We start from the raw sequence: 23,707 nt of genomic DNA on the forward strand, positions 1-23,707 counted from the left end.
AACAAATTCCGAGTGCAAACCGACAACCGCGCTTGACAGGCCTTACGGCGGGACCTTATATCCGCCCGTCTCTCCAAGGGCGCCGCCAGCGGGCCCTTGCGGCGGCGGAGTAGCTCAGTTGGTTAGAGCAGAGGAATCATAATCCTTGTGTCGGGGGTTCGAGTCCCTCCTCCGCTACCACCAATCCCCACACCCGTTTGACCCCATTGGGGTAAGCGCGCTCGCCAAGGATCGAATTCAGGCGTCCTGCAATCTCGATCTCGACGGCGCCCGGTTCTGAAGGGTCGCGGTAAACCGTCACCGTTTCGACGAGTTCCCGTATGGCTTCCGCGCATTCCCGGTCGCCCGAACGCATGCCTTCCGCTAGTGCATCTTGCAGGCTTTCGAGTTGCTCTTCGTAGCGCTTCAGGATCGCTGGATGCAGCGAGACGACCTCGAATGCGGGCGGAGCTTTCTCCAGCTCAGCAAGCACCGCTTGGCGCTCGTGGTAGAGTTCCGTCGAGCGGGGACCGATCACATATGGATCGCCGATGCCCTTGGCGAGATGATCGACCAGCCGGTCGATCTCGCGTTTGAGCTTATCGGCACGGTGCTCAAGCCGCGTTCGATTGGCATCGGCCTCCGCCGATAGTCGCTTGCGCTCCTCGTGATAGGTCTTCACGTATTCCGCGAGCACCTTGGGGCTCTTCATCTCGGCTCGCAGTCCGGTCAGAACAGCGGCTTCCACGGTTTCGAGATAGAAAGTCTTCGGGTCTGGACACGACCCGCTTTCCGTCGCGGCCGAGCACCTGATCCGGATGCGGCCCGACTTGTCCTTGCCGTTGGTCGACATGCCCGACCCGCACGCGCCGCACCGCAAAAGCCCCGAAAGCATGTGACGCGGTCGGCGATGGTGGTGAGGATGCTCAAGGCTACGCTCACGTTTGCGTGCCTGCGCCTGATCGAACAGTTCGCGATCGACAATCGCGAGCTCTGGCACGTCGGACGACTGCCACTCCTCTTTCGGATTAGGGCGCGAGACGCGGCGGCCCGTGTCAGGATCCTTCACCATGCGCACCTTGTTCCAGACCAGCCGGCCACCATAGAGTTCGTTTTGCAGGATGCCGGTGCCGCGTTGCACATTGCCGTTGATTGTCGAAGCGTTCCATTTCGTACCGCGCGGAGGTGGAACGTTGTCGCAGTTGAGGTCACGCGCAATATCACGCGGGGTGCGCCCGGCGACATACTCATCGAAGATACGACGGATGACCTCGGCCTCTTCTTCGACAATCTGTCGCTTCCCAGGCTCACCAGGAACCGGAGCATAGCCGTATGTCAGGCCACCGGCGTTGAGGCCCTGACCGACGCGTCCGGCCTGGCCGCGGCGAATCTTGTGCGCGTTGTCTTCACGATAGAGTTGACCGACCAGCCCCCGAAGACCGACGAGAACCGTATTGGCGACACCATCGTGGACAGCGCGGATTTCAATGTTGAGAAAGGACAGGCGCTTGTGGATACCCGCCAGGTCCTCCATGTCGCGTGAAAGCCTGTCGAGGGCTTCGATGACCACGACATCGAACGCGCCATCACGGGCGGCATCCATGAGTTGAACGAGACCTTCTCGTCCAAACACCGAGGCGCCCGAACGGGCTCTGTCTTCATAGGTCGCAACAATCGTGAGATTGTTTTCTGCGGCATGCTTCCTGCAGAGGGTGACCTGATCCTCGATTGATCGTTCATTTTGCAGGTCGGTGGAAAATCTCGCGTAAATCGCCGCGCGTTTCGTCATGACTTGCGCTCCCAGCTTGTTGGCGCGCATGGTCTTCTCTGGCGGCTTGGCGTGCGAGAACCCGCGCGAGTTTCAGAATCGCATCACCAATCTCTGCGGGCAAGGCTTTTCCTGTAGTTGGGAGATGTTCCCGACAAGTCTGTTCATCACTGCGAGCTTTCTTGGCGTACAGCCGTGCGACTTCGGAAGTCCGCCGTGCATTGTGCTCGGCAGCGGGAAAACGTGATGTAACACTGGCGATTTTCTTGCTGCGGTCGGCCATGAAGATGACCATGAGGCGCCGCAGTGAACTATGGAATACCTATCGGTCTGCGTTCGAAGCATGGCGAAGCATAGCGTGCATAACGGACGGGTCAGGTCAGCGCGACGGCCTGGAATATTGTTTCGTCCTGCTGACCGTGCAGGATACGCGCAACGATCTGCCAACCTCTTAGCTCATGAACCGCCATTGGTGGGGTCAATCCAGTTGGCCGTTCTCCGAAGGTGAAGATCTCTGGCACCGTTCGTCACTTATGTCTCGGTCGCTCAGAGTTTCCATTCTGGAAGTCGTAATCCGTTCCTGGCCATATTTCTCGCTATGCCGAGAAGGCGCAGGACGACGCGTTTGGGATTGGACTCAAGCCAGACAGCCTTGACTAGCCCGGTGGTATCCGGGTCAGTTATGGGCCTCCACGCTGTCCCTTGAATATTGACACCCTTGGCAAAGCTCTCGCCGGTGATCGTGAAGCCTCTGCCGATCTGTACCTTGAGAATAACTGTCGTCTGGCAGGCCTGGCATTGCTCGATGAATGGTGCGTGCTCGCCCGCCCTTATCTGGTGCATCAAACAGGAGTCGAGCAGCGGACCATCGGCACCCTGCGGTACGAGCAGACGCTCGCCGGCGAGGTCGGCCCAAGTCAGCGATGCCTTCCTTGCAAGCGGATGACCCGTTGGAAGCAGAGCGGCTATCCCTTCCTCCCAGATCTGCTCGCTCTGGCAGGCACGCGTTTCGCAGCCGCCGCAAATGAAGGCGATGTCGAGATGACGGCGGCGGATGGCGGAGACTTGCTTGTGACAGGAGCCGTCCTGGATGGTTACGTCGATATCCGCATGGCTTCTTTCGAAGCGTTCAATGACACGCACCAGGAACTCGCGGCCGAAGGGTACGCTAAGGCCGATGCGCAGCTTGTCGCTCCCCCTGTTTCGCCGAGCCGCGCAGATCAGGGCATCTTCAAGGTCATCATAGTGACCTCGCACGCTTTCAATCCAGTCCCGCCCTTCCTTGGTGAGCTGGACGCCATTGTGGTCGCGCTGAAAGATCTGAATATCGAGTTGTTGTTCAAGAGCACCGATATTGCGGCTGACGGTCGATTCACACACTCCGAACGCTCGCGCAACGCAGCGCATACTGCCAAGCTCGACCGCCGCGAAAACGTATTTCAGGTGGCGCAGCGCCTCGACACCCATGTTGCCCCCGTCTTCCTGCGCATTGGTAGATGGTCAGGCCGTCATCAGAGAGGAGAATTAATCGGCACCCATATCGAGATACCGCCTTCGCCGGTCCCCACATCAAAACCATTGTCGTGGCGTTCTAGGATCGGTTGGTGCGGCAGCGTCCAGCCTTGTTCCGGCAACGCCTGATCGAGTATTCGCTTGTATGTCCCGCTGACCGTTGCGACGTGCCCCTGATGGCGAAAAATGAGATAATCGCTGGTCGGAATCTCTAGAACTGCAGCACCGGTTGGCGGCTCCGCCTCGGCGGATACTTCGACCGCGCAGGCATAGTCGAAGGCGCCATCCTCTGCGAATGGGCCGGCGAGTCCGACCGGTACAGGGTCTCTCCGGTTCTCGATCAGGGGATAAAGAGACGCGAACCTGTGCCACAGCGCTGGTATCTCGTGCATGGTTGCGGGACCAAATCGTGCGGCAAGCCCTACCATGCGCAAGCCGGAACTGCGCTTGCGCCCAATGGGACGAATTGTGGGCCTCAGATCGTCGATCATGTCGGCTGCGGCAGTAAGGTGCAGACCGGCAATTGTGCCAATCTCCCGCACCTTTTCGGGCGTCGTGCCGAATTCCTTTCCGAAAGCGCGTGTGAAGGCTTCGTGCGAACCGTATCCGGCTTCGAGAGCGACCTGCATAATGTCGGCGGCACCTGCGGCAAGGCGTTCGGCCGCCCGCGACAGGCGCCGCCCCCGGATATAACCCGTCACAGATTGCCCGATACTCTGACTGAACGCGTGCGACAGATGCGTTGGAGTAACGCGACACGCGACGGCGAGGTCAGCGAGACGCAGCTCGCGGTCGAGATGCCGTTCGATGATCCACAAGGCCTGTTTAACGATGGACACGAGTTTACCGAAACCTCCGGCGTTACCGACCGCAAATCCGATCAAGCGGGTCTGCGGCGTGCTCAATATTCTTGCGGTCAATCTTTTAAAGGAGGACCGGACAATGAACTATGCCAACGCGACCCAATGCATTGATAGCCTCAACAAAGGTGAGGTGAGTGCCAAAGAATTGGTCGATTTCGCCATCGCGCGCATCGAGGCGCTTGACGAGCATATCAATGCCGTTGTCACACGGGATTTCGACCGTGCCCGCGCCGATGCCGCGACGGCGGACAAGGAGCGCAAGGCGGGAAGCGACAAGCCGCTGCTGGGACTTCCCGTCACCGTCAAGGAAGGGTTCGATGTCGAAGGGCTTGTGACCAGTTGGGGACTGCCGGGAGAGCACGCGCCGGCAGGCGAGGACTCCGTTCTGGTCAGGAGGCTTCGCGCGGCCGGCGCAATCATCCTTGGAAAATCCAACATCGCCACGATGCTGGCCGACTGGCAGTGCGCCAACCCCCGCTTTGGCCGGACGAATAATCCATGGAACCCGGACAAGACCCCCGGCGGCTCCTCCGGCGGAGGCGCAGCGGCGGTCGCCGCGGACATGGTTGCGTTGGAGTTCGGATCCGACCTCGCCGGCTCGCTGCGTATTCCCGCCGCCTTTTGCGGCGTGTTCGCGCATCGGCCCAGCCAAGGTGTCGTGCCGATGCGCGGCTTTGCGCCGCCGATGGCGCCGCGCCTGCCGATCGCGTCTGACGTCGATCAGGCCGCTGTGGGCCCGATCGCGCGCAGCGCTCTCGATCTCGAACTGGCGCTCGGCTTGGTCGCCGGCCCCGACGGCTTGGAGGCCGAAGCCTATCGCCTTGCTCTGCCCCCTGCCGGGCAGAAGAACCTGCGCGATTTTCGTGTGCTCGTTCTCGACAAGCACCCGCTGTGTCCGACGGCCTCGGCTGTTCAGAGCGCGATTGCAGAGGTTGCAAAACATCTTGAAGAGGCCGGGTGCAAGGTCGCCCGCAAAGCGGAAACCCTGCCCTCGCTGACGGATATTGCCCGTACATTCCAGGCATTGCTGATGTCATTGATGGGCGTGGATACGCCGCGTGACGACTATGATACAGCCAAAGACGCAGACGATTTCGACAGCCAGGCGATGACTATGAGCCACCGGGACTGGGTTGAACTCGATCGCCACCGCTTGGGCCTTCAACTCGGCTGGAAGCAGCTCTTTTCTCAGTTCGATGTCGTTGTCTGCCCCGCCGCCCCGGTCACCGCGTTCTCGCATGATGAGCGCCCGTTCGGGGAACGGCGGTTGACGGTCGATGGTAGCGAGGCGGGCTATGACATCCTGCCGCTGTGGTCGTCTCTGACCAACCCGACCGGCCTGCCGTCGACCACGATGCCGATCGGAGCGGATGCCGGTGGCATGCCTATCGGTATGCAGGTGGTCGGAAAGCGCTACGGCGATCTGACGACGCTTCGCTTCGCTGCGCTCGTAGAGGCCCAATTCGGAGGCTTCAGAAAACCGACTAGCCTCGTGTAGAGCACGCTATCTTGGACCGGCTGAGGCAGCGCATCTATCTGGACGCTCGGTTGCTGTTCCTCGTTGGTTTGCGGGGAGAAGGCACCATATCGCAGGGAAGCGGATTCACCGTTACCAAACGGGTTAGCGATGATGTTCGCTTTTTCTGAATGCACTCATGGGTAGAGCTTTTGGAGGGTCATGACCCACACACAAACGGGAGTCGCCTATCTGTACAAGCCGTTGGCCACGTCCCGTTAGAGATTGGAGCTTCTTGGATGGCCGAATATCGCGCGACAATCGAATGGGCGCTGGATGGGTCTGCGGAGGACTTCCTGAAAGGCCACTACAGCCGCGGCCACGATGTGAGATTTTCAGAGCACGTGGTCCCCGCAACCGCCTCGCATCATGTGGTCGGCAAGTGGGCCGCGCCGGGCGCGGTGGACCCGGAGGAGATGCTGGTGGCCTCCATCTCGAACTGTCATATGCTGACTTTCCTGCACGTTGCGCGATTAGCCGGATTTGTGGTAACACGCTACCGTGACACAGCAATGGGGGTGATGGAGAAGAACGGCGAAGGCCGCATGGCCGTGACCTGCGTGACATTGCGCCCGGAGATCGCATATAGGGGCCGCCAGCCTACGGGGGCCGAAAGCGAGCGCCTGCACCGCCAGGCCCACGAGCAGTGCTTCATAGCCAACTCGGTGACGACGGATATCAACGTGGAGGAAGGCGGCCTGCCAGCGGCATAGCTGCTGAGCATTACCAACCGGCTCCTCCCCAAGGGGCACGACTCGGCGGCTGCATGGACCCACCTGGCTTTGTCCAAGCATAGCCGGGATGAAACGGGGTGTGGCATCTTGAGTTCACCCCGTTCGCCTATACCTACCTTCCGAAACGGGAGCGAAATCGTCCATCTCCGGGAGCTTGTTCTCAATCAGGAAATCGAAGCTACTGCCATTGACAGCAAAGGTGCTGCGACCTTGGCCTCGCGGTGTCTTCTTCAATAATTCCAGCCGCCCGTCCGACCAAGTGCCGCGTGAAGGTACGAGCGGCGGAAAGCCGTAACTGTCGAACCAGAACCAGACGATCTCCTCTGTCGCGGGATCGACCGAGAACACACCGTGGGCTTCGAACCGGAATTTGCCGGGACGTTCCTCGGCGAAGTCGTGAATCAGAGCGTAGCCGTTGCGGTCGAGGCGGAAGTCCCAGCGCCCGCGGGCAATTCCTGAGGGTCCCCAAGGATTTGGGTGGATATCCGCCTCGCCTTCCCAGGTGCCGGCGAGGCGAGCCAACTGTTCATGTTGAAAATGCAGTGCCAGCGCAGGCATCGTTCCCTTCCAGGGCAATAGAGTTGAACCAGACAGTCGAAGCCTAGTGCGTTGCAGTCGGTCCCGCTATTCTTCCCGTGCCAACAATTTACTCATTCAGGCCAAACCGTTTTTCAGCCATGGACGTCCACCGTTTCCATCATACCCACCGCCACGAAGCGCCGCTGCACTGTCATCCGCATGACCAGCTTTTCTGGTTGGAGCACGGCAGTGCGGTCCTTCGCTGCGTTGGAAAGGACTGGATCGTGCCACCCGCGAGCCTTGGCTGGATGCCGGCGGAGACGCTCCACGGCATATCTACCTACGGTCCTGTCAGCGGCGTGAGCCTGATGCTTCCGCATTCGCGACGAGAGGGCATGCCCCGTCACCCGACTCTCCTCCAGGCGAGTCCGTTGCTCAAGGAACTGCTGCGCAAGATTGGGGAATATCGCACCGGTGATGCACGCAGCGGACGGCTGGTCGCCGTCCTGCAAGACGAGTTGAGTGCGGTGTCGCCTTCGCCGCTGGCCATGCCCTGGCCCGCCGATCCGCGCCTTTGCCGCATTGCCGAGACACTGTTGGTCGATCCTGCCGACGCTCGCGGTCTCCACCAGTGGTCTATGGCCGCGGGCATGAGCCGGCGGACGTTCTGCCGCCAGTTTCGCGCCGAAACTGGCCTTTCCTTCATCGAATGGCGGCAACAGGCCAGACTTGCGAGAGCGGTAGAGCTCTTGCGGGCCGGAGAATCCGTAACCGCTACTGCAATGGCGGTTGGATATGAAAGCGTCAGCGCTTTCGTTGCGCTTTTTCGTGCCAGGCTCGGCTCACCCCCGCGCAACTTCGTGCGCAATCGTGAGTATGAATAGGCAATGCGGATTGTTCTTATTTAGCTACGCAATCGAGTGGGCAGGCGCCTTCACTAACGCCGAGCACTGAATCGCCGAAGACCCGCCGGGCCCCTGGACCAGAGTCATCTCCGCGTTCTCAGATTTGCTTGATCTCTCGAAGTACTGCAACCATACTCTTTTTCGCTACCGATTTTCATGCTGTGGCATTAAGGCTTCGTAAGTCGGACTGTGGAGAGGGCTCTGTGGATATTGTGGTTCCCGGTGCTGCCAACCTCTGGCTCTTTGTCTGTGCGGCTCTCGCCCTGCTGCTCGTGCCAGGACCTGCCGTTCTCTACATAGTCGGCCGTTCTGTGGAGCAGGGTCGCGCCGCCGGCCTCGTCTCGATCCTCGGCATTCACACGGCGACTCTTGTCCACGTCTCGGCGGCTGCCCTGGGGCTTTCGGCAATCCTTGCCTCATCGACGCTCGCCTTTAGCGTAGTGAAATACGCTGGCGCAGCCTATCTCATCTGGCTCGGACTGAAGAAGATCTTCGGCTCTTTCGAGGCGTCCAACTCTGTATTCACGAGGCCAAGGAGAAACCGCCTGAGACTCTTCCGCGAAGGTTTCGTCGTGAACCTCCTGAACCCTAAGACTGCCCTCTTCTTCCTCGCCTTCTTGCCGCAATTCGTTGAGGTTGATCAAGGCCACGTTGCCACGCAGATCTTTTTCCTCGGTTTCACTTTCACACTCATCGGCCTTGTCACGGACAGCACCTATGCGTTCATCGCCGGTACGGCTGGCGACTTGCTGAAACGCAATCACCGCTATCTCGAACTCGAACGCTATCTGAGCGGTGTCTTCTTCATTGGCCTCGGCCTCACCACCGCATTCGGCGGGCACAACAGGAAATAGATGGACGCTCCACGCTCTTGCGGCAGAATAGGTGGCGCTCCTGAGTTGGCTGTCACTCCGGGCACCGCTTTCCTTGGTTCAGGGGAAAGGGTTCTGCATATTTAGGGATTTGAGCAGTCCCATTTCATCCACGCGCAGTTGACGCGCGATGTCAGGAATAAAGCGGAGCCATTCGATATTGCCACGACCCGTTCCATGCCTCACGATCACCAGCCGACCGCTGGGAAAAACGAAGATGTACTGGCCCTTGTTGCCGATGGCGGCGAAATAGTCTCCCAGTACCTCGTCGTTGAACGTCCACCAACCATACTGATAGGCGATCGAGGTATCCGTTTGGTCCGAGCGGCGGGTGGATTCCGTCACCCAGGCTGCAGGCAGTACCTGCTTCCCCTGCCGTCGGCCCCCATGGAGATAGAGTGAGCCCAGCTTGGCGAAATCTATAGCCCGCGCATTGATACCGCTCTCCATCTTCTCAAAACCGGTCGCCTCCGAATCGAGCGACCATGTCGCGGCGACCTCGGCACCAATGGGTTGCCATATCTTCCTGGAAAGATAGTCCGAGACGGACATTCCTGTCGCCCGCTCCAGGATCATGCCGATCAGGATTGGGTTGAAATTGTTGTAGTGAAACCTCCGGCCGGGCGCTTCGACGATTTCCGTCTCTTCGACAGCAAGGCGCCTGAGATCGGGATTGTAATAGGTCTGAGTGTCATCACCCCACGGGGTGCCCGTTTCCTCGTAACGCAGGCCTGAGGACATGGAGAGCAGATGCCGGATCGTGATCGCACGGAAACGCTCGTCCCGGTCCAGTAGTTCGGGGATGTATTTGGTGACGGGATCCTCGACGGATTCTATGAGACGATCAGCGATCGCCGCGCCGATCAGGGCCGAGTTGAAGGATTTTGCCACGGAGAACGAGGTCTGAACTGAATCCTGTCCATGGCCGTTGAAATAACGTTCATAGACAAGCCGGTCGTTCATTATGACGATGAAGGCCGTCGTGCCGCTTTCCTCAAGCGTCGACGCGAGATCGTCATGTCCACGCGCGGTGTTGGCCGGCAATCCATCAGGATAGCCAGGCGCTTTCGCAAAGGTGAAATGGGCTTCACCCGAGGCGACCGTTCGCAAGGGGAATCGCCGGTAATCGTCGGTGTCCGCATCCATCCAGATTATCGATCGCGCAATGCCAGATGAATCGAGGCTGAGCCAAGCCGCAAGGTAAATCAGCCCCGCCAGTGCGGCGAGTGCAGCTACGGCCGCTGCCAGTCCCCTTGAGCACCTCAGGGCGGTTGTCATCTCTCTGTCCCTTGCGAGAGTGCCTTTCCGCCATCCTCCGACCTCCCGCCATGTCGGTGCTCGAGCCACTCGACCCCGAACTTGACGATATCCGATGCGTCGAACAGATGGCAGTTAGCATCGCCGACCTTGCCGATTTTTGCGTGCCCCGCTGCCACATAATCGCGGGCAATGCGCTCAACTGCATCGGGCGCGTCGTCGATCGCATAGCAGTCGAGAATGCCGTTGGAATCGAAATCCTCGCCTCTGACCCAGACCTTGTTCCCTGCGCCGTCAATGAGCGGCATCTCGCATGTTACCCACCGCTTGTTCGCAATATCGGCGATGGCTTCCGCATAGTGAAGCACGGTGACGGCATCGAGCGGCGCACCCAGGAGAAGGACTTTGCCGCCCAGCGCCACAAAGCGTTCGATCGGAGAGCCCGGCCCGTAGGCTGAGTTCATGTCGTGCGGAGCCACCAGATGGTCGGCATGTGCGCCAATGGCGACCATGGAAGCATCGGGATGGGCGCTGCGGCGCGCGCCGGGCCGCCGGACCAGGAAGGCGTTCAGAAGCCCGAAAGATCGTTCTACACCAGCCGTCGCCGGATCGAAGGCCGGCCACCGGTCCCGCTCGTCCCGAGTCAGCTCCGCACCGTTCAACGTTTCCTCGTAGGGCGACCGATCCCAGGAGACGTAGGCCATGAGCGTCCCGCTGTCGCCGACCGCCCCGAGCAATGCGTCCACAATGGCCTCGGCGCCTCCGGCAACAGGCCCGACCGCCTTCAGGGAAGCATGGACCATCAGAGTGTCGCCCTGATTGACACCGAAACCTCTGAGTTCCTCTTCAAGCTCATGGCGCTTATGCATATGTCCGTAAATCTCCAGGCTACTTTCAGTTGAACAGTACGTTCACTTGGAAATCTCGTGCTACTCAATCTGGAAAATCCGATTTGGCACAACCCGCCAAGACAATGGCAGCACGATTATTAGTGTGAGTGTCTGCAAAGCGCCCTCACACCGATGCTGTGGAGCCGCTTCCGGCAGCGATCCCTAGCACCGCAGCGATAGTCGATGCCGCCGAGGCGAATCGCCAATGTTCCGAGACGAACCGGATACCCAGAGCCCTCGGGCTTGGTTACACGGTTTTCAGGGCTCGGCCACCAAACGCTCGCGGACGATCGCATCCATGCGGATCGTCGCTCTTTCCCCGCACGGCAGGAGCCTTGCGACGATCTCGCCGAACTCGCGGAACTCGACCTCCGAGATAGCCTCGAAGAGGAGATCATTGACCTCGATCTGGGTCGGCGAAAGGGCTGCGATCCGGGTGCGGGCATCATTGGTGAGCCCGAGCAGAACCTTGCGTCCATCGGCGGCATCCTTGCCCTTCTCGACGAGGCGCCTGTGCATGAGGCTGCGCACCTCATTGGTGACGAAAGTGCCGGAGCGTCTGATCCAGGCGGCGACATCGCTGACCGCAACCCCCGTTTCGCCCTCCAGCCGCTGGATCGCCATCAGGATCTCGTACTGGATGCCCGAGACGCCAAGGAGCGTGCCGAAACCGGCCCGGATCTCGTCGATCATCCGGCCATAGGACATCAGTCCGTGCAGCAGCCGCCGGAAATCGGCGTCCGATCCGTCCGGGAGCAGGTCCGTTCTGCCGACAGTCGCGGGAAGGCGGGTATTCATGAACATTGACCAACGTCTTGCATGGCAAAGGATTCCTTGCAATAATAGCTTTCTTACAAAGCTTTCTTTGTGATTTGATTTCATCCTAGATCATCGGTCTCGCCGGTCAAGGCGGTGGAGCACCATCATATCGGATCATCCGCGATGCAAGGCCTGCCTTCCCTGCCTGTGCTGGCGAATTCTCTCGCCGAAGGATTGATGACGAGCCGCCAACTGCTAGAGGCCTGTCTCGAGCGCATCGACGATGATCCGTTGGCTGCGGCCGCGACCTTCACGCGCGTCGATCAGGCGCGGGCCCGACGCGATGCGGACGAGCAGGACCGGATGCGGCGGGAGGGGCGTGAAGCCTCGCCCTTCGCCGGCATTCCTTTCACCGCCAAGGATCTCTTCGATGTCACGGGCGAGGTGACGCGGGCAGGTTCCGCCGCGCGGGCCGGCCGGCCACCCGCCCATTCCGATGCGCTCGCGGTGCATCGCCTGCGTATGGCCGGTCTGGTGCTCCTTGGACGCACAAACATGACGGAATTCGCCTATTCCGGCCTAGGGCTCAATCCGCATTTCGGTACGCCGCCCAACCATTGGAATGATGCGAATGATCATGCGCCCGGGGGCTCGTCTTCGGGTGGAGCGACGGCTGTTCGCCTGGGCTTGGCCGACCTCGCCCTCGGCACCGATACCGGCGGATCGTGCCGGATACCGGCGGCTTTTCAGGGGCTCGTCGGCTTCAAGCCCACCGCTGCCAGCGTTCCCGCCTACGGCGTCGTGCCCTTGTCGCCCAGCCTCGATTCGATCGGGCCGATCGCCCGCTCAGTCGCCTGCTGTGCGGCGTCCTGGCGAATTCTCGCCAAGCAGTCGATGCCGAACGGGAATACCGATCCGCCCGTCGCGCCGACCGCCATCGTGCCGGAGGATGTCGTGCTTGATGATCTCGACGCGAAGGTCGCCGCCGATTTCGACCGGGCGCTCGCCCGCCTTTCAGCACGCGGCTGGCATATCGTGCATCGGCGCCTGCCTGTGCTCGCCGACATCGTTACCGCCAATCGGAACGGAGGCTTTCCCGCGTTCGAGAGCTGGCGGCTCCACGGGGCGTTCGTCGAGACGAACGCCGACCGCATCGATCCGCGCGTCGCTTCCCGCATCCGGCGGGGCGCGCAGTTCTCGCGCGCGGACGCGGCCAAACTGGTTGCGCTTCGAAAACGAGTTGTCAGGGAGTCTCGCGAACTTGCGGCAGGCGTCGACGCCTTCGTGTGGCCGACTGTGGCGATCACGCCGCCGTCCTTTGCCGAACTCGAAGACGACGAGGCCTACGACAGGTTGAACGCACTCGCGCTGCGCAACACCGGCTTCATCAATTTCATGGATGGCTGTGCGATTTCGCTGCCGATGCACGAACCCGGTTCGGCACCCACGGGATTGATGCTGTCAATGGCAAGCAAGAGCGACGAAAGGCTGCTGGCCCTTGCCGCGCGGGTGGAGGAGTATCTTCGTCGTGTCTGAAGAAAAGCGCATATTATCAATGCATTATGGGGCCGAAAAATTTCTTGCACTGCAGCTTGACATCCCGGCACTGCTGTCGCTAGCGTCAGAACAACACATCGCGAGACCCGATCCGCGCGCCGGATGGCGCAGCGCCAAATCCCCGAAAAGCGGGGGGTGCAGGAGCGGGGGCCGCAGTAAAAAATCACCCGAGTTGGTTGTCGAAGGGCAGATGAGCCCGGCACCGGCTTTTCCATTCCGGAGGAACTCTGAATGGTAAAGACCGGCGCGAGCCATATTGCGTCCCTGAAGGACGGCCGGACCCTCTTCATCGACGGCGAGCGTGTTGCCGACCAGACATCGCATCCCGCTTTCAGGAATGCGTCGCGATCGGCCGCCGGTCTCTACGACCATCAGGCGGACCCGGCTAATCTCCACCGCATGACCTTCGTCTCGCCGACGAGCGGCGGGCGCGTCAACCGGCTGTGGCAGTTGCCGCGCGACTACCGCGAACTGGTCGCCCGCCGCAAGGCGATGGAGGAATGGGCGGAACTGACATGTGGCATGATGGGCCGCTCGCCCGATCATGTCGGCTCCTCCCTCGCCGGCATGTACATGGGGCTCTCCGTTTACGAGGCGAACGATCCGAAACGGGCGAAGGCGCTGAAGGACTACTTCCACTACGCCCGCGATGCCGACCTCTACATCACCTATGTCATCATCAACCCGCAGGCCGACCGGTCGAAGGCGACCAGCGACCAGCCGGGGGAGGAGCTCGTCGCCCGCGTCGTCGACGAGGACCATGAGGGCATCACGATCCACGGCGCCAAGATGCTCGGCACCGGCGCGCCCTTCGCCAACGAGATCATGGTTTCCGGCTTCATGGGCCTGCAGCCCGGCGAGGAGAAATTCGCCTTCACGGCCATGCTGCCGATGGCGACGCGCGGGCTGAAGCTCTTCTCGCGCAAATCCTACGAGGCGAGCGCGCCTTCGGTCTTCGACAATCCACTCGCCAGCCAGTTCGACGAGAACGACGCCGTCGTCTTCTTCGACCAGGTCAAGATCCCGTGGGAGCGCGTTCTCGTCAACCAAGACGTCCAGATGGCGCAGGCGCAATGGCACGAGACCCGCGCCCATGTGATCCAGAATTTCCAGTGCCAAGTGCGGCTGATGGTGAAGTTGCGCTTTCTCGTCGGCATCGCGCGCAAAGTCGCCGAGATCAACGGTATCATCAACATTCCGCAGGTGCGCGAGACACTCGGCCTCATCGCCGCCAAGGCGAAGACGGTCGAGGGCCTCGTCTACGCCATGGAGTCCGCCGGCGAACGCTACGGCGATTATTTCGTGCCGAACAGGTCGCTGCTTGCGACCAGCCAGGTGATCGCGCAGACGCTCTATCCCGAGATCATCGATCATATCCGCACGCTTGCCGGCGGCGGGCTGATCATGCTGCCCTCCTCGATGCGCGATTTCGCCCATCCCGAGATCGCCGAGGTGATCGGCAAGACCCAGCGCTCCTCGGTCGCCGGATCGGAGGAGCGGGTGAAGTTTTTCAAGCTCGCCTGGGATGCGGTCGGATCGGAATTCGGCTCGCGCCATATCCAGTACGAGATGTTCTATTCCGGTCCCGCCTTCATCACCCGCGGCCATTCCTTCCGATTTTACGAATGGGATCGCGCCCGGGCGATGGTGGACGGCTTCCTGGACACCTACGGCCTGCCCGAGACCCGGCCGGCATCCGCCGCCGTATAGACCGGAGGCATATCCATGACGCTCGTTGGTTCCGGCTCGCGCGGAGTGTCCGCGCCGTTTGACCCCCTCTATCTTCGCCGCTGCTTCGGCAAGTTCGCCACCGGCGTCACCGTCGTCAGCCTGGCGGTCGACGGTCGCCCGCATGGCCTGACCGTCAACTCCTTCGCGTCCGTATCGCTTGATCCACCGCTCGTCCTCATCTGCGTCGACAAGCGTTCGAAAGCGGCGGCCGGCCTTTCCGGCACCTGCTTTGCCGTCAACGTTCTATCGGCCGCGCAGGAGAACCTCGCCTGGCACTTCGCCGGCAAATCGCGACTGGGCGAAATCGCCTGGGAGGCGGCGGGCGACGTGCCGTGCCTGCCGCATTCGCTGGCGCGCATTCTCTGCCGGCCGTGGTCGAGGGTTGATGCGGGCGACCACTTCGTCGTTGTCGGCGAGGTCTACGAATTCACCAGCGGGGAAACTGAGCCGCTGGCCTTCTTTGCCGGCCGGTTCGCCCGGCTGCAAACGGGCGCACCCAGCGGGGAGCGCTCTCCTTCAGGCAACTAGATGATACGGGAGGTTGTCACATGCCGAAAATGAAACAACTCGCGGCGATCGCCGTCGCCTTCTGCACACTGCCTTTCGCCGGCGCCATAGCCGACGACGCACCCATCCGCATCGGCTCTTTCCTTGCCGTGACCGGTCAAGGAGCCTTCCTTGGCGATCCGAGCAGGAAGGTTCTCGAACACTTCGTCGCCGAGACGAATGCCGCTGGAGGCGTCGAGGGCCGCAAGATCGAGCTCGTCTTCTACGATTCGCGCACCGACGCGAAGGAGGCGGTCAATTTCGTACGCCGGCTGACCACGCAGGATAAGGTCGATCTCATCATCGGCGGCAACACCACCGGCGAGACCATGGCTGTCATACCCTTCGTGGAGCAGGCGGGTATTCCCTTCATCTCGCTCGCCGGCGGATCGGTGGTCATCGATCCGGTCAAGCCGCTCGTCTTCAAGACGGTGCACACCGATCGCATTTCGGTGGAAAGCATCCTCGACCATGCTAGGGCCGCAGGCCAGACGAAGGTTGCGGCGCTTTCCGGCCCTGGCGGTTTCGACCAGTCCTGCCGCACCAACCTCGTCGACCTCGTCGACGACTACGGAGCGAGCATCGTCGCCGACGAGCAGCATGGCGCCGGCGACACCGACATGACGGCGCAGATGACCAATATCCGCGCCGCGGCACCCGACCTGATGATTTATTGCGGTTTCGGCGCGCCGAGCTCGATCGTTGCCAAGAATCACAAGCAGCTCATTGCCTCGATCCCGCTCTACATGACGGTGGGCGCCGCCTCGCAGGATTTCATCGATGGCGCGGACGGCGCGGCCGAAGGCGTCTACGTCACCGGATCGGCGGTGATGGTGGCCGATCTTCTCAAGGACGACGACCCGCAGGCAGCCGTCTCCCGCGCCTTCGTCGCCTCCTACAGCAAGGCGTTCGGCAGTGATCCGTCGAGCTTTGCGGGCCATGCCTATGATGCCTTGGTCCTCGCGGTCGATGCGATAAAGCGGGCGCATGGCACCGAGCCGAAAGCCTTGCGTGATGCCATTGAGGCGACCGATGGCTTGCCCGGCATCAATGGCGTCTATCACCTCAGTGCCACCGACCACATGGGTCTCGGGCCGAAATCGCTGATCCTGACAAGGGTCGAGAACGGCCGGTTCGTGCCGACAGAATGAAGAACGACACCGTGCGGCGCGAATGCCGCACGGATGGTCGCGAAAACCTTGAAAGCGATCCGCCTCATGGCCGATTTCCTGCAATTCATCATCGCCGGCACGACGGTGGGCGCCGTCTATACCCTCGTCGCAATCGGATTCTCTGTGATCTTCAACGCCACTCGTATCGTCAATTTCGCGCAGGGCGAGTTCCTGATGATCGGCGGAATGTCGGCCGCGTTCCTGCTCAAGGCGGGATTGCCGCTCTGGGCAGCGGCTCTTCTGGCCATAGCGGTGACAGCGGCCGTCGGAATGGCGCTCGAGGTTTTTGCCGTCAGGATCGCCCGCGGCGCGGGTATCCTCATGCTCATTGTGCTCACCATCGGTGCGGCCATCACCTTCCGCGGCGTGGCGCAAATCATCTGGGATCGCAACTATCATTCGCTGCCGGCTTTCTCGGGCACCGCCCCGCTTGACATATTCGGTGCCAGCATCGCGCCGCAGAGCATCTGGGTGATCGTGGTCTGCCTCGTCGTGGTGGCGGCGCTTCACCTCTTCTTTACCCGCACGCTCGTCGGCAAGGCGATGCGCGCCGTCGCCGCTGACCGTGACGCCGCCTATCTGTGCGGCATCGACGTCAACCGCACCATGCTGGTCGCCTTTGCACTTGCCGGCGCGCTGGGCGCCGTCGGAGGTGTTCTGATCGCGCCAATCGCGCTGATCCATTTCGAATCCGGGATAATGCTCGGGCTGAAGGGTTTCGCCGCGGCCATGCTCGGCGGGATCGGCAGCTTTCCCGGTGCCATTGCCGGTGGCCTCGTCCTCGGTCTCGGCGAAGCGTTCACCGCGGGCTATCTGACCTCAGCCTACAAGGATGCGCTCGCCTTTCTCGTCATCGTCATCGTGCTCATAGCGAGGCCGAACGGCATCCTGGGCAAAAGCACGGCGGGGCGGGTATGATGCAGTTCGTGCCAGCCAGGTCGCTTCTGCCGCTTTCCGGCCTCGCGCTCGCGCTCGTCGCGGCGCCCTTTCTCCTTCCCAACAGCTTCGCGCTCGGTGTGGCCATCCTCGCGATCCTCAATGCCGCGGTCGCCGTCGGACTTAACCTCTTCGTCGGCTCCGCCGGCCAGATATCGCTCGGCCACGCCGCCTTCTTCGGCATCGGTGCCTATGCGGCCGCCATCCTTTCCGGCACTTACGGGTTCAACGGCGCGGTCGCTCTCCTTGCCGGCGCGGTCGCCAGCGGGCTGCTCGCCCACGCCTCCGGCCGCACCATCCTGCGGCTCAGCGGCCACTATCTCGCCATGGCGACGCTCGGTGTCGGCATCATCGTCTATCTCGCGATCAACCAGGAGATAGGGTTCACCGGCGGGCCGGACGGCAAGGCGGTGCCGCCGTTTCGGATCTTCGGCGCGGCGGTCGTCGGCGAAATGCAGTGGTATTGGATTGCCGCGATCTTTCTCCTGATCGTCACTTGGATGGCATTGAATCTGGTCGAGACCGGCTATGGCCGATCGCTGGGCGCCATTCACGCTTCGGAGCATGGCGCCCGCGCCGTGGGCATCGACGTCGCCGCCGTCAAGACCGGCATTTTCGTGCTCTCGGCCGTCCTCGCCAGCGTTGCGGGCAGTCTTTATGCTTTCCACATCGGCTTCATCACGCCGAGTGAGGCCGGGTTCCTGAAATCGGTGGAACTCGTCATCATGATCGTCGTCGGCGGCCTCGGCTCCGTCTTCGGCGCCATTCTCGGCGCACTCCTGATCACCGCCCTGCCGCAGTTCCTCACCGGCTTTCACGACTACGAACAGCTCGTCTTCGGGCTTCTCCTGATGCTCGTTGCGATGGCGCTTCGCCGCGGCATCGTGCCGACGCTCGCCACTCTTGCCGCGAGGTGGGCGCGATGAACGGTCTCGGGCTTTCGGGTGTCGAGCTTCGTTTCGGCGGCCTTCGGGTTCTCCGCGGCATCGATCTTGCGATCGAGGCGTCCGGCATTACCGCGCTGATCGGGCCGAACGGTGCCGGCAAGACCAGCCTCGTCAACGTCGTCACCGCGGCCTACAGGCCGAGTGCGGGAAAGGTCGTTTGGGAGGGGCGGGCGATGAACGGCATTCCCCCACACCACCTGCCGCGGCTCGGCATTGCCCGGACCTTCCAGAACCTCGAGATCTTCTGGACCATGTCGGTCATCGACAATGTCATGGCTGCCGCGCAGGGGGCCTCGCCGCCGCGGCTCATCCCTTCGCTTCTCAAGGCGCCCCACATCGTGCGCGCCGAGACCCTTTCTCGCGCCACGGCGCTTGTCGCCCTGGAGCGGGTGGGACTTTTGGACCAGGCGGACCGGGAGGCTGGCGAGCTTTCCTACGGGCATTTGAAGCGGCTGGAAATTGCCCGGGCGCTGGCCCTCCAGCCGAGGCTCCTGCTCCTCGATGAGCCGGCAGCCGGCTGCAATCCCAACGAGACGGGCGATCTCGCCGCCCTCATCCGCGGCCTCGCCGATGGCGGCCTCGGCGTCCTCCTGATCGAGCACGACATGAAAATGGTCATGAGCATTTCCGACCGCGTGCTGGTCATGGACCGCGGCGTGATCATCGCCGATGGACCACCCGGTAAGGTGCGCAACGACCCGGTGGTCGTCGCCGCCTATCTCGGCCCTGGCACCGGGGCGGAAGCCGTCGCCGACCCCGATCGCATGGAGGCGCGCGCATGATCGAAGTCGAAGGGCTGACCGCCTCGCACGGCCGCGTCACCGCCGTGCGCGAGGCCACGTTCGAAGTCGGCGCGGGCGAGGTCGTCTCGTTGATCGGCGCCAACGGCGCCGGCAAGACGACGCTGATGCGCACGCTTTCGGGCATTCATCCGCCGGCCGCCGGCCGCATCCGCTTCGACGGCAAGGAGATCACCCGGCTCCGTCCGACAGAGCGCGTCGGGCGCGGCCTCGTTCAGGTGCCGGAGGGACGGCGCGTCTTCGGGCCGCTGAGCGTCGAGGATAATCTCATCCTCGGCGGCGCTACGGCGGCGCCTGCCGAGCGACGGCGGCGAATGGGGAAGGCTTTCGACCTGTTCCCGGTTCTTTTCGAGCGGCGCCATGCACAGGCGAATTCCCTCTCGGGCGGCGAGCAGCAGATGCTGGCGATTGCCCGGGCGCTGATGGCGGCGCCGCGCCTCCTCCTCCTCGACGAGCCGAGCCTCGGGCTCGCGCCGAAGATCATCGCCGACATCTTCGATCTGGTCCAGGCCCTCAACGGGCGCGGTACGGCGGTGCTCCTCGTCGAGCAGAATGCGGTCGCGGCACTTCGCATCTCGCACCGCGCCTATGTGATGGAAACCGGCAGCATCATCCGTTCCGGCGATGCCGCCGAGTTGCGCAACGATCCCTCGGTCAGGGCCGCCTATCTCGGCGGCTGAAAAATTATCTGGAGATGTAGCATGAGTGAATTGCCGCAATGTCTGATGATCGTCAGCGTCCGGGTCGATCCGTCGATGGAGGCTGATTGGAACCGCTGGTATGACGAAGTGCACCTGCCGGAGATCCTCGCCTGCCCGGGCTTCGAAACGGCGCGCCGCTATGTCAGCGAGGGGGATGACGGCCGCGACTATATCACCGTCTACAGGCTTGCCTCGCCGGCGGCGATGGCGGGCGAGGAGTTCGGCCGGCGGCGTGGCTGGTATCGGTTCGCGCCGCATGTGCGCGCAAGCGTGCGCCTCTTCAACGCGACCGATGCGTCGGGCCCCGCAATTTTCTGAACTTTTCGTTCCCCTGTTCCTGAGAGACACTTCATGCGCGAGACGAGCGATACCTGGTATTGGGAAAAGACCTGGAGCGACTTCCGGCGCGGTACGGCGCGCGCCGTGCTTCGATGGCCGGGGCAGGAGGCGCGGGTCGCGATCTTCGACGAAGGCGTGCCGGTGACGACGGCGGCGATACTCGCCCGCCTGCCGATCGAAATCCCGGTGGTCCATGTCGCCTGGAGCGGCGACATGGTGATGAGCACTCGCGCCTTCGATATCGGCGTGGCCGACCAGGAGCATCACGTCCGCCTCGTTCGCCCGGGCGACCTGGCGTTCGACCCGAAATTCGGCGAGTTCACGGTCACCTATGGCACCGCCGAGGCGCGGCTTCCGTCCGGTCCGAACACACTGGTCGTGTTCGGTCGGATCGAAGACGGCCTGGAGCGCTTCGTGGCCTGGGCGCGAGCACGGCGCTTCGAAGGGCTGGGCACGCTTACGCTTGCGCGTGATTGACCAAGTACTCGCTCGCCCTAAGGCTGGTATTGAGCCGAGCCGATGACGGCTGCTCGATCGGCTCACCCATCACTGCGAAATCATCAAGACCGGCAACGACAGCTGGCGCGTCAAGATCCGTTCTCAAAGCTAAAGCCGAAGATCAATCAGGCGTACCCAATCAGGCTGCACAAGCTCGACCAACTCCACCCGGTCGGGTGCTCCCATCGTGCCGTCAAAGGGGTCAAGTTTCGGCATCATTGACAGCTAAATATCTACTCTCGTCCCCGAAACGAGGAAGCAATCAGCACGGCCAACGGAAGAGCCACCGCACAGGCCGACGCAGCCGTGAGCCACAGGAGAGCATCCGTGTCCGTCCCCAGTTCATGCATCCAACCATAGAAGACTGGTCCCGCTGCTGCCGCCGTTGTCGTCATGAAACCGACAGTGCTTCGCGCCTCGCCTAACCGCGAAGGTGGAACAAACTCGGCAACGACCGAGGTTCGCAGCACGGAACTCGCCGCCACCGTTGCTCCGGCAAGCGCGAGGAAGATCCATGCGGCAAGTTGGAGATCAAATGTCGCGAGCAGCGCCGCTCCAGCCGCAAGCGGAACGTTGTGAACAAGCAGGACACACCGCGATCCAACTCGATCAATCACCGCGCCAGTGACCAGGGATGCGGGGACCTGCATGAACGCATAGCCCAAGAACCCGACAGCAAACGCCGAAACGGCGATCCCCTTTGTCTGTGCGATCATTGTTTGTAGGAATAACAACCCCGTCATGGCAAATGACGGAAAGATGAGCATCGGGACGCAACACCAGAGCAGAGTTGATCGGAACAGGAAGGCGCTTCGCGGCAACACTGTTTCTGAAGATGCAGGCGACGTACGCCGGAAGTTCCGGTTTCCTAAAATAAAGAAGGTGGCAGCCGGGATGAGAAACACGCCCCCTATCAATCCAGCACCGAGATATGTGGCCTGCCAGCCGATGTACGCGATCATGATAGTCAGAACCACGGGCAGAGTTCCTTCACCTACCGTATAGCCGAGCCCGATCAGTGCCAGTACCTTGCCACGGTGCTCGGCCAGATACCGGGCAGCCCCCGTCATCCCAACGTGCGGCAGCAAGCCTTGTCCGAAAAGACGGAGCAGAAAAAGGGCAAGGAACACCGAAATCGGGCCGGTAGCCGAGGCGATCAGAATGGAACCTGCGGCCATCCCGAACCCGGCGTACAGCCCGCATCTGGCGATATCCACCCGGTCGACCAAGCGGCCAAGCAGAGGGAGGAAAATTCCAGCTACCAGAGTTGCGCCGCTGTAGAGCGCTGCCAGTTCCGCCGAACTCAGCTTTGCGGCAACGAGTATGCTGGGAACAAACAGAGATACGAAAAAGGTCTGTCCGGCACTTGAAGCCAGCGTGAGACAGAAGCCGTAAGCAACCGGAGCTGTTAACCGCCATGGCACGCATGGAATAGTCACATGTGCCATACGCAGTAATCCCTATCGTAAGTTTGCCGGTGTTCATGCTTAAGAAAGGTCCGAAGTCTGCGGATATGACAAATTTGTGTCCTATTCTGCCAATTGGAGCTTATGCAATCGTGCTCAATCGCATCGGAAAGTGCTCAACCAGCAGGTTATATGGAGCCAATTGAGCCGATCACTGGCCCCGGATGCTCGTCGCGAAAAATGGTTCCTCGGCGTGACTTGTTCAGTCAGATCGCTGAGGGTTTGGAGCGCTTGGTGGCGTGTGGACATTCGGAGGGCCGGGAGCGCTTAAGCATCCAGCCATGGAATACAGGTCCAACCGCTGTCGCGGTTGTCGTCATGAAATTGCTAGCTGTGAGCTTTCAGCCAATAGCGTCTGACCTCTTAGTATAAGGCCTCGGGATACCGAATGTATTCTCAGTAGTGCCGTCCTGGAGCCGAAGCCGCTATTCTGCTGCTTCCATAGATTTTTTGGGTTCTGCAAAAGCCCTGCGGTAGGCAGAGGGTGTCATGCCGTAGCGCTGTCCGAAAGCTTTGGTGAAGGACGCGGCGTCCGCGAATCCGGTCCGATGAGCGACGGCCGAGATCGGCAGGCTCACGTCTCCTAAAAGCAGCCGCGCCCGATCGAGACGCAATTCGCTCAGCAATCTCGCCGGCGGCATATCGAATTCGCTCAGGCAGTGGCGATAGAAACTGCGATCGCTCATGCCCATGGCATCCGCCATGTCAGCGACGGTCGTCGGCTGATCCAATCGTCCCTCGAGCCAAGGAACCAGACGTGAAAGTTCACCGCCCTTTCGCGCCTGATAGGCGAGCGGTGCCGAAAATTGCGACTGGCTTCCGGGACGGACGAGATGAAGGACAAGAGCACGTGCCACCTTAAGCGCGACGTCAGGCCCTGCATCGCGGGCCACCAGCGTCAATGAAAGGTCTATTCCGGTCGCAGCGCCGGCGGAAGTCCAGACCTTGCCGTCTTCGACGAACAGTTCCTCACCGTCGATTCGCGCCTTGGGGAATGCGGCCGCGAGTGTTTTTGCACTCGCCCAATGAGTGGTCGCTCGACGCCCGTCCAGGAGTCCGATCCTGCCGAGTAGAAAAGCACCGGTGCAGATCGATACGACGCGGGTCGCCTGCTTTGACGCCGTTTCTAGCCAAGCCAGCAGTCGCTCATCAGACGCGGCCGCCTCGATACTCGATCGCGTTCCACCAGGAATGAACAAGGTGTGGATTGGCCGCGGCGCCTGTTCCATCGTGCCCGTCGTGACTTTCAAGCCGGCGCGCGGCGTAACCTGACCGGTCACCGAGGCATAGTGGATGCGATAGTCGCAGCCGAACATATTGGCTGTCGAGAAGACCTCAGCCGGACCTGCGGCATCCAGCAGAAGCATGCCGTCGAACAGCACGAATACAATGTTTCGAGTATTGGCAGAACTGGACATGGTTTTGTCATATCTGCCGGAC

At 61.6% G+C, this 23,707-nt stretch carries 24 protein-coding genes, 1 tRNA gene and 2 pseudogenes; 17 read left to right on the top strand and 10 right to left on the bottom strand.

What is annotated here, in order from left to right; translation table 11 throughout:
- The first annotated feature begins 103 nt into the window (after positions 1 to 103).
- A tRNA-Met gene (locus tag NUU27_RS10595) sits at positions 104 to 180 on the top strand.
- Positions 181 to 418: 238 nt separating this feature from the next.
- Complete coding sequence (locus tag NUU27_RS25490) at positions 419 to 631, top strand: hypothetical protein (RefSeq protein WP_308219962.1); 213 nt, start codon at positions 419 to 421, stop codon at positions 629 to 631.
- Positions 632 to 709: 78 nt separating this feature from the next.
- Here the strand turns inward: NUU27_RS25490 and NUU27_RS25495 are convergent.
- The 4 genes and pseudogenes from NUU27_RS25495 to NUU27_RS10615 all read right to left on the bottom strand — a co-directional run.
- A pseudogene (locus NUU27_RS25495) lies at positions 710 to 1,798 on the bottom strand (recombinase family protein); the annotation flags it as partial.
- Complete coding sequence (locus tag NUU27_RS10605; protein WP_257762067.1) at positions 1,716 to 2,030, bottom strand: hypothetical protein; 315 nt, start codon at positions 2,028 to 2,030, stop codon at positions 1,716 to 1,718. The gene NUU27_RS10605 and the pseudogene NUU27_RS25495, both read right to left, overlap by 83 nt.
- A 263-nt stretch (positions 2,031 to 2,293) precedes the next feature.
- A complete protein-coding gene (locus NUU27_RS10610; RefSeq protein WP_257762068.1) occupies positions 2,294 to 3,214 on the bottom strand; it encodes a LysR family transcriptional regulator in 921 nt (306 codons plus the stop codon).
- A gap of 44 nt (positions 3,215 to 3,258) precedes the next feature.
- Positions 3,259 to 4,098, bottom strand: coding sequence for an AraC family transcriptional regulator (locus NUU27_RS10615; protein WP_257762069.1), 840 nt, complete (start codon positions 4,096 to 4,098; stop codon positions 3,259 to 3,261).
- On the opposite strand from NUU27_RS10615, the gene NUU27_RS10620 reads away from it, so the two are divergent.
- Both NUU27_RS10620 and NUU27_RS10625 read left to right on the top strand, forming a co-directional pair.
- Positions 4,067 to 5,620, top strand: a complete 1,554-nt coding sequence (locus NUU27_RS10620) for an amidase (RefSeq protein WP_257762070.1) — start codon at positions 4,067 to 4,069, stop codon at positions 5,618 to 5,620. The genes NUU27_RS10615 and NUU27_RS10620 overlap by 32 nt on opposite strands.
- Positions 5,621 to 5,877: 257 nt before the next feature.
- On the top strand, positions 5,878 to 6,351 hold the full coding sequence (locus tag NUU27_RS10625; RefSeq protein WP_257762071.1) for an OsmC family protein: 474 nt from the start codon (positions 5,878 to 5,880) through the stop codon (positions 6,349 to 6,351).
- Between the two features lie 114 nt (positions 6,352 to 6,465).
- Here NUU27_RS10625 and NUU27_RS10630 read toward each other — a convergent pair whose 3' ends face one another.
- The gene (locus NUU27_RS10630; RefSeq protein WP_257762072.1) at positions 6,466 to 6,930 is read right to left on the bottom strand and encodes a DUF1579 domain-containing protein; all 465 of its coding nucleotides are present in this window, start codon (positions 6,928 to 6,930) and stop codon (positions 6,466 to 6,468) included.
- 392 nt (positions 6,931 to 7,322) lie between these two features.
- On the opposite strand from NUU27_RS10630, the gene NUU27_RS10635 reads away from it, so the two are divergent.
- The gene (locus NUU27_RS10635; RefSeq protein WP_257762073.1) at positions 7,323 to 7,775 is read left to right on the top strand and encodes a helix-turn-helix transcriptional regulator; all 453 of its coding nucleotides are present in this window, start codon (positions 7,323 to 7,325) and stop codon (positions 7,773 to 7,775) included.
- Positions 7,776 to 7,999: 224 nt separating this feature from the next.
- On the top strand, positions 8,000 to 8,650 hold the full coding sequence (locus NUU27_RS10640; RefSeq protein WP_257762074.1) for a LysE family translocator: 651 nt from the start codon (positions 8,000 to 8,002) through the stop codon (positions 8,648 to 8,650).
- Positions 8,651 to 8,728: 78 nt separating this feature from the next.
- Here the strand turns inward: NUU27_RS10640 and NUU27_RS10645 are convergent, their stop codons facing one another.
- The 3 genes from NUU27_RS10645 to NUU27_RS10655 form a co-directional block, all read right to left on the bottom strand.
- Positions 8,729 to 9,946, bottom strand: a complete 1,218-nt coding sequence (locus NUU27_RS10645; RefSeq protein WP_257762075.1) for a serine hydrolase — start codon at positions 9,944 to 9,946, stop codon at positions 8,729 to 8,731.
- Complete coding sequence (gene aac(3) / locus NUU27_RS10650; protein ID WP_257762076.1) at positions 9,943 to 10,794, bottom strand: aminoglycoside 3-N-acetyltransferase; 852 nt, start codon at positions 10,792 to 10,794, stop codon at positions 9,943 to 9,945. The genes NUU27_RS10645 and aac(3) overlap by 4 nt, the downstream gene beginning before the upstream one ends.
- Positions 10,795 to 11,073: 279 nt before the next feature.
- A complete protein-coding gene (locus tag NUU27_RS10655; RefSeq protein ID WP_257762077.1) occupies positions 11,074 to 11,613 on the bottom strand; it encodes a MarR family winged helix-turn-helix transcriptional regulator in 540 nt (179 codons plus the stop codon).
- Positions 11,614 to 11,757: 144 nt separating this feature from the next.
- Here NUU27_RS10655 and NUU27_RS10660 point away from each other — a divergent pair, with 144 nt between their 5' ends.
- The 11 genes and pseudogenes from NUU27_RS10660 to NUU27_RS10710 all read left to right on the top strand — a co-directional run.
- Complete coding sequence (locus NUU27_RS10660) at positions 11,758 to 13,110, top strand: amidase (RefSeq protein WP_257762078.1); 1,353 nt, start codon at positions 11,758 to 11,760, stop codon at positions 13,108 to 13,110.
- Positions 13,111 to 13,362: 252 nt separating this feature from the next.
- A complete protein-coding gene (locus NUU27_RS10665) occupies positions 13,363 to 14,841 on the top strand; it encodes a 4-hydroxyphenylacetate 3-hydroxylase family protein (protein WP_257762079.1) in 1,479 nt (492 codons plus the stop codon).
- Between the two features lie 15 nt (positions 14,842 to 14,856).
- A complete protein-coding gene (locus NUU27_RS10670; protein WP_257762080.1) occupies positions 14,857 to 15,390 on the top strand; it encodes a flavin reductase family protein in 534 nt (177 codons plus the stop codon).
- Positions 15,391 to 15,410: 20 nt separating this feature from the next.
- Positions 15,411 to 16,559, top strand: coding sequence for an ABC transporter substrate-binding protein (locus NUU27_RS10675; protein ID WP_257762081.1), 1,149 nt, complete (start codon positions 15,411 to 15,413; stop codon positions 16,557 to 16,559).
- Between the two features lie 66 nt (positions 16,560 to 16,625).
- Positions 16,626 to 17,498 carry a branched-chain amino acid ABC transporter permease gene (locus tag NUU27_RS10680; RefSeq protein WP_257762099.1) on the top strand — a complete coding sequence of 291 codons (873 nt, stop codon included), beginning with the start codon at positions 16,626 to 16,628 and terminating at the stop codon, positions 17,496 to 17,498.
- Positions 17,498 to 18,442 carry a branched-chain amino acid ABC transporter permease gene (locus NUU27_RS10685; RefSeq protein ID WP_257762082.1) on the top strand — a complete coding sequence of 315 codons (945 nt, stop codon included), beginning with the start codon at positions 17,498 to 17,500 and terminating at the stop codon, positions 18,440 to 18,442. Before NUU27_RS10680 ends, NUU27_RS10685 begins: the two co-directional genes overlap by 1 nt.
- The gene (locus tag NUU27_RS10690) at positions 18,439 to 19,245 is read left to right on the top strand and encodes an ABC transporter ATP-binding protein (protein WP_257762083.1); all 807 of its coding nucleotides are present in this window, start codon (positions 18,439 to 18,441) and stop codon (positions 19,243 to 19,245) included. Before NUU27_RS10685 ends, NUU27_RS10690 begins: the two co-directional genes overlap by 4 nt.
- Positions 19,242 to 19,943, top strand: coding sequence for an ABC transporter ATP-binding protein (locus tag NUU27_RS10695; protein WP_257762084.1), 702 nt, complete (start codon positions 19,242 to 19,244; stop codon positions 19,941 to 19,943). Before NUU27_RS10690 ends, NUU27_RS10695 begins: the two co-directional genes overlap by 4 nt.
- Positions 19,944 to 19,964: 21 nt before the next feature.
- Complete coding sequence (locus tag NUU27_RS10700; protein ID WP_257762085.1) at positions 19,965 to 20,282, top strand: DUF4286 family protein; 318 nt, start codon at positions 19,965 to 19,967, stop codon at positions 20,280 to 20,282.
- Positions 20,283 to 20,315: 33 nt separating this feature from the next.
- Positions 20,316 to 20,780: a DUF3830 family protein gene (locus NUU27_RS10705; protein WP_257762086.1), complete on the top strand. Its 465-nt coding sequence runs from the start codon at positions 20,316 to 20,318 to the stop codon at positions 20,778 to 20,780.
- 49 nt (positions 20,781 to 20,829) lie between these two features.
- Positions 20,830 to 20,913, top strand: a pseudogene (locus NUU27_RS10710) (ATP-binding protein); the annotation flags it as partial.
- Positions 20,914 to 21,034: 121 nt separating this feature from the next.
- Here NUU27_RS10710 and NUU27_RS10715 read toward each other — a convergent pair.
- Complete coding sequence (locus tag NUU27_RS10715; RefSeq protein WP_257762087.1) at positions 21,035 to 22,249, bottom strand: MFS transporter; 1,215 nt, start codon at positions 22,247 to 22,249, stop codon at positions 21,035 to 21,037.
- A gap of 443 nt (positions 22,250 to 22,692) precedes the next feature.
- Complete coding sequence (locus tag NUU27_RS10720) at positions 22,693 to 23,685, bottom strand: GlxA family transcriptional regulator (RefSeq protein WP_257762088.1); 993 nt, start codon at positions 23,683 to 23,685, stop codon at positions 22,693 to 22,695.
- Positions 23,686 to 23,707 lie beyond the last annotated feature (22 nt).

This window comes from Nitratireductor sp. ZSWI3 (assembly GCF_024655565.1).
Classification (GTDB): domain Bacteria; phylum Pseudomonadota; class Alphaproteobacteria; order Rhizobiales; family Rhizobiaceae; genus Nitratireductor.

Coding starts and splice junctions, on each gene's coding strand:
- NUU27_RS10680 (WP_257762099.1), top strand. CDS start 16,626: ATGGCCGATTTCCTGCAATTCATCATCGCCGGCACGACGGTGGGCGCC.
- NUU27_RS10625 (WP_257762071.1), top strand. CDS start 5,878: ATGGCCGAATATCGCGCGACAATCGAATGGGCGCTGGATGGGTCTGCG.
- NUU27_RS10695 (WP_257762084.1), top strand. CDS start 19,242: ATGATCGAAGTCGAAGGGCTGACCGCCTCGCACGGCCGCGTCACCGCC.
- NUU27_RS10610 (WP_257762068.1), bottom strand. CDS start 3,214: ATGGGTGTCGAGGCGCTGCGCCACCTGAAATACGTTTTCGCGGCGGTC.
- NUU27_RS10715 (WP_257762087.1), bottom strand. CDS start 22,249: ATGGCACATGTGACTATTCCATGCGTGCCATGGCGGTTAACAGCTCCG.
- NUU27_RS10645 (WP_257762075.1), bottom strand. CDS start 9,946: ATGACAACCGCCCTGAGGTGCTCAAGGGGACTGGCAGCGGCCGTAGCT.
- NUU27_RS10705 (WP_257762086.1), top strand. CDS start 20,316: ATGCGCGAGACGAGCGATACCTGGTATTGGGAAAAGACCTGGAGCGAC.
- NUU27_RS10655 (WP_257762077.1), bottom strand. CDS start 11,613: ATGAATACCCGCCTTCCCGCGACTGTCGGCAGAACGGACCTGCTCCCG.
- NUU27_RS10605 (WP_257762067.1), bottom strand. CDS start 2,030: ATGGCCGACCGCAGCAAGAAAATCGCCAGTGTTACATCACGTTTTCCC.
- NUU27_RS10660 (WP_257762078.1), top strand. CDS start 11,758: ATGCAAGGCCTGCCTTCCCTGCCTGTGCTGGCGAATTCTCTCGCCGAA.
- NUU27_RS10620 (WP_257762070.1), top strand. CDS start 4,067: ATGATCCACAAGGCCTGTTTAACGATGGACACGAGTTTACCGAAACCT.
- NUU27_RS10685 (WP_257762082.1), top strand. CDS start 17,498: ATGCAGTTCGTGCCAGCCAGGTCGCTTCTGCCGCTTTCCGGCCTCGCG.
- NUU27_RS10630 (WP_257762072.1), bottom strand. CDS start 6,930: ATGCCTGCGCTGGCACTGCATTTTCAACATGAACAGTTGGCTCGCCTC.
- NUU27_RS10690 (WP_257762083.1), top strand. CDS start 18,439: ATGAACGGTCTCGGGCTTTCGGGTGTCGAGCTTCGTTTCGGCGGCCTT.
- NUU27_RS10665 (WP_257762079.1), top strand. CDS start 13,363: ATGGTAAAGACCGGCGCGAGCCATATTGCGTCCCTGAAGGACGGCCGG.
- NUU27_RS10675 (WP_257762081.1), top strand. CDS start 15,411: ATGCCGAAAATGAAACAACTCGCGGCGATCGCCGTCGCCTTCTGCACA.
- NUU27_RS25490 (WP_308219962.1), top strand. CDS start 419: ATGCAGCGAGACGACCTCGAATGCGGGCGGAGCTTTCTCCAGCTCAGC.
- NUU27_RS10700 (WP_257762085.1), top strand. CDS start 19,965: ATGAGTGAATTGCCGCAATGTCTGATGATCGTCAGCGTCCGGGTCGAT.
- NUU27_RS10720 (WP_257762088.1), bottom strand. CDS start 23,685: ATGTCCAGTTCTGCCAATACTCGAAACATTGTATTCGTGCTGTTCGAC.
- NUU27_RS10670 (WP_257762080.1), top strand. CDS start 14,857: ATGACGCTCGTTGGTTCCGGCTCGCGCGGAGTGTCCGCGCCGTTTGAC.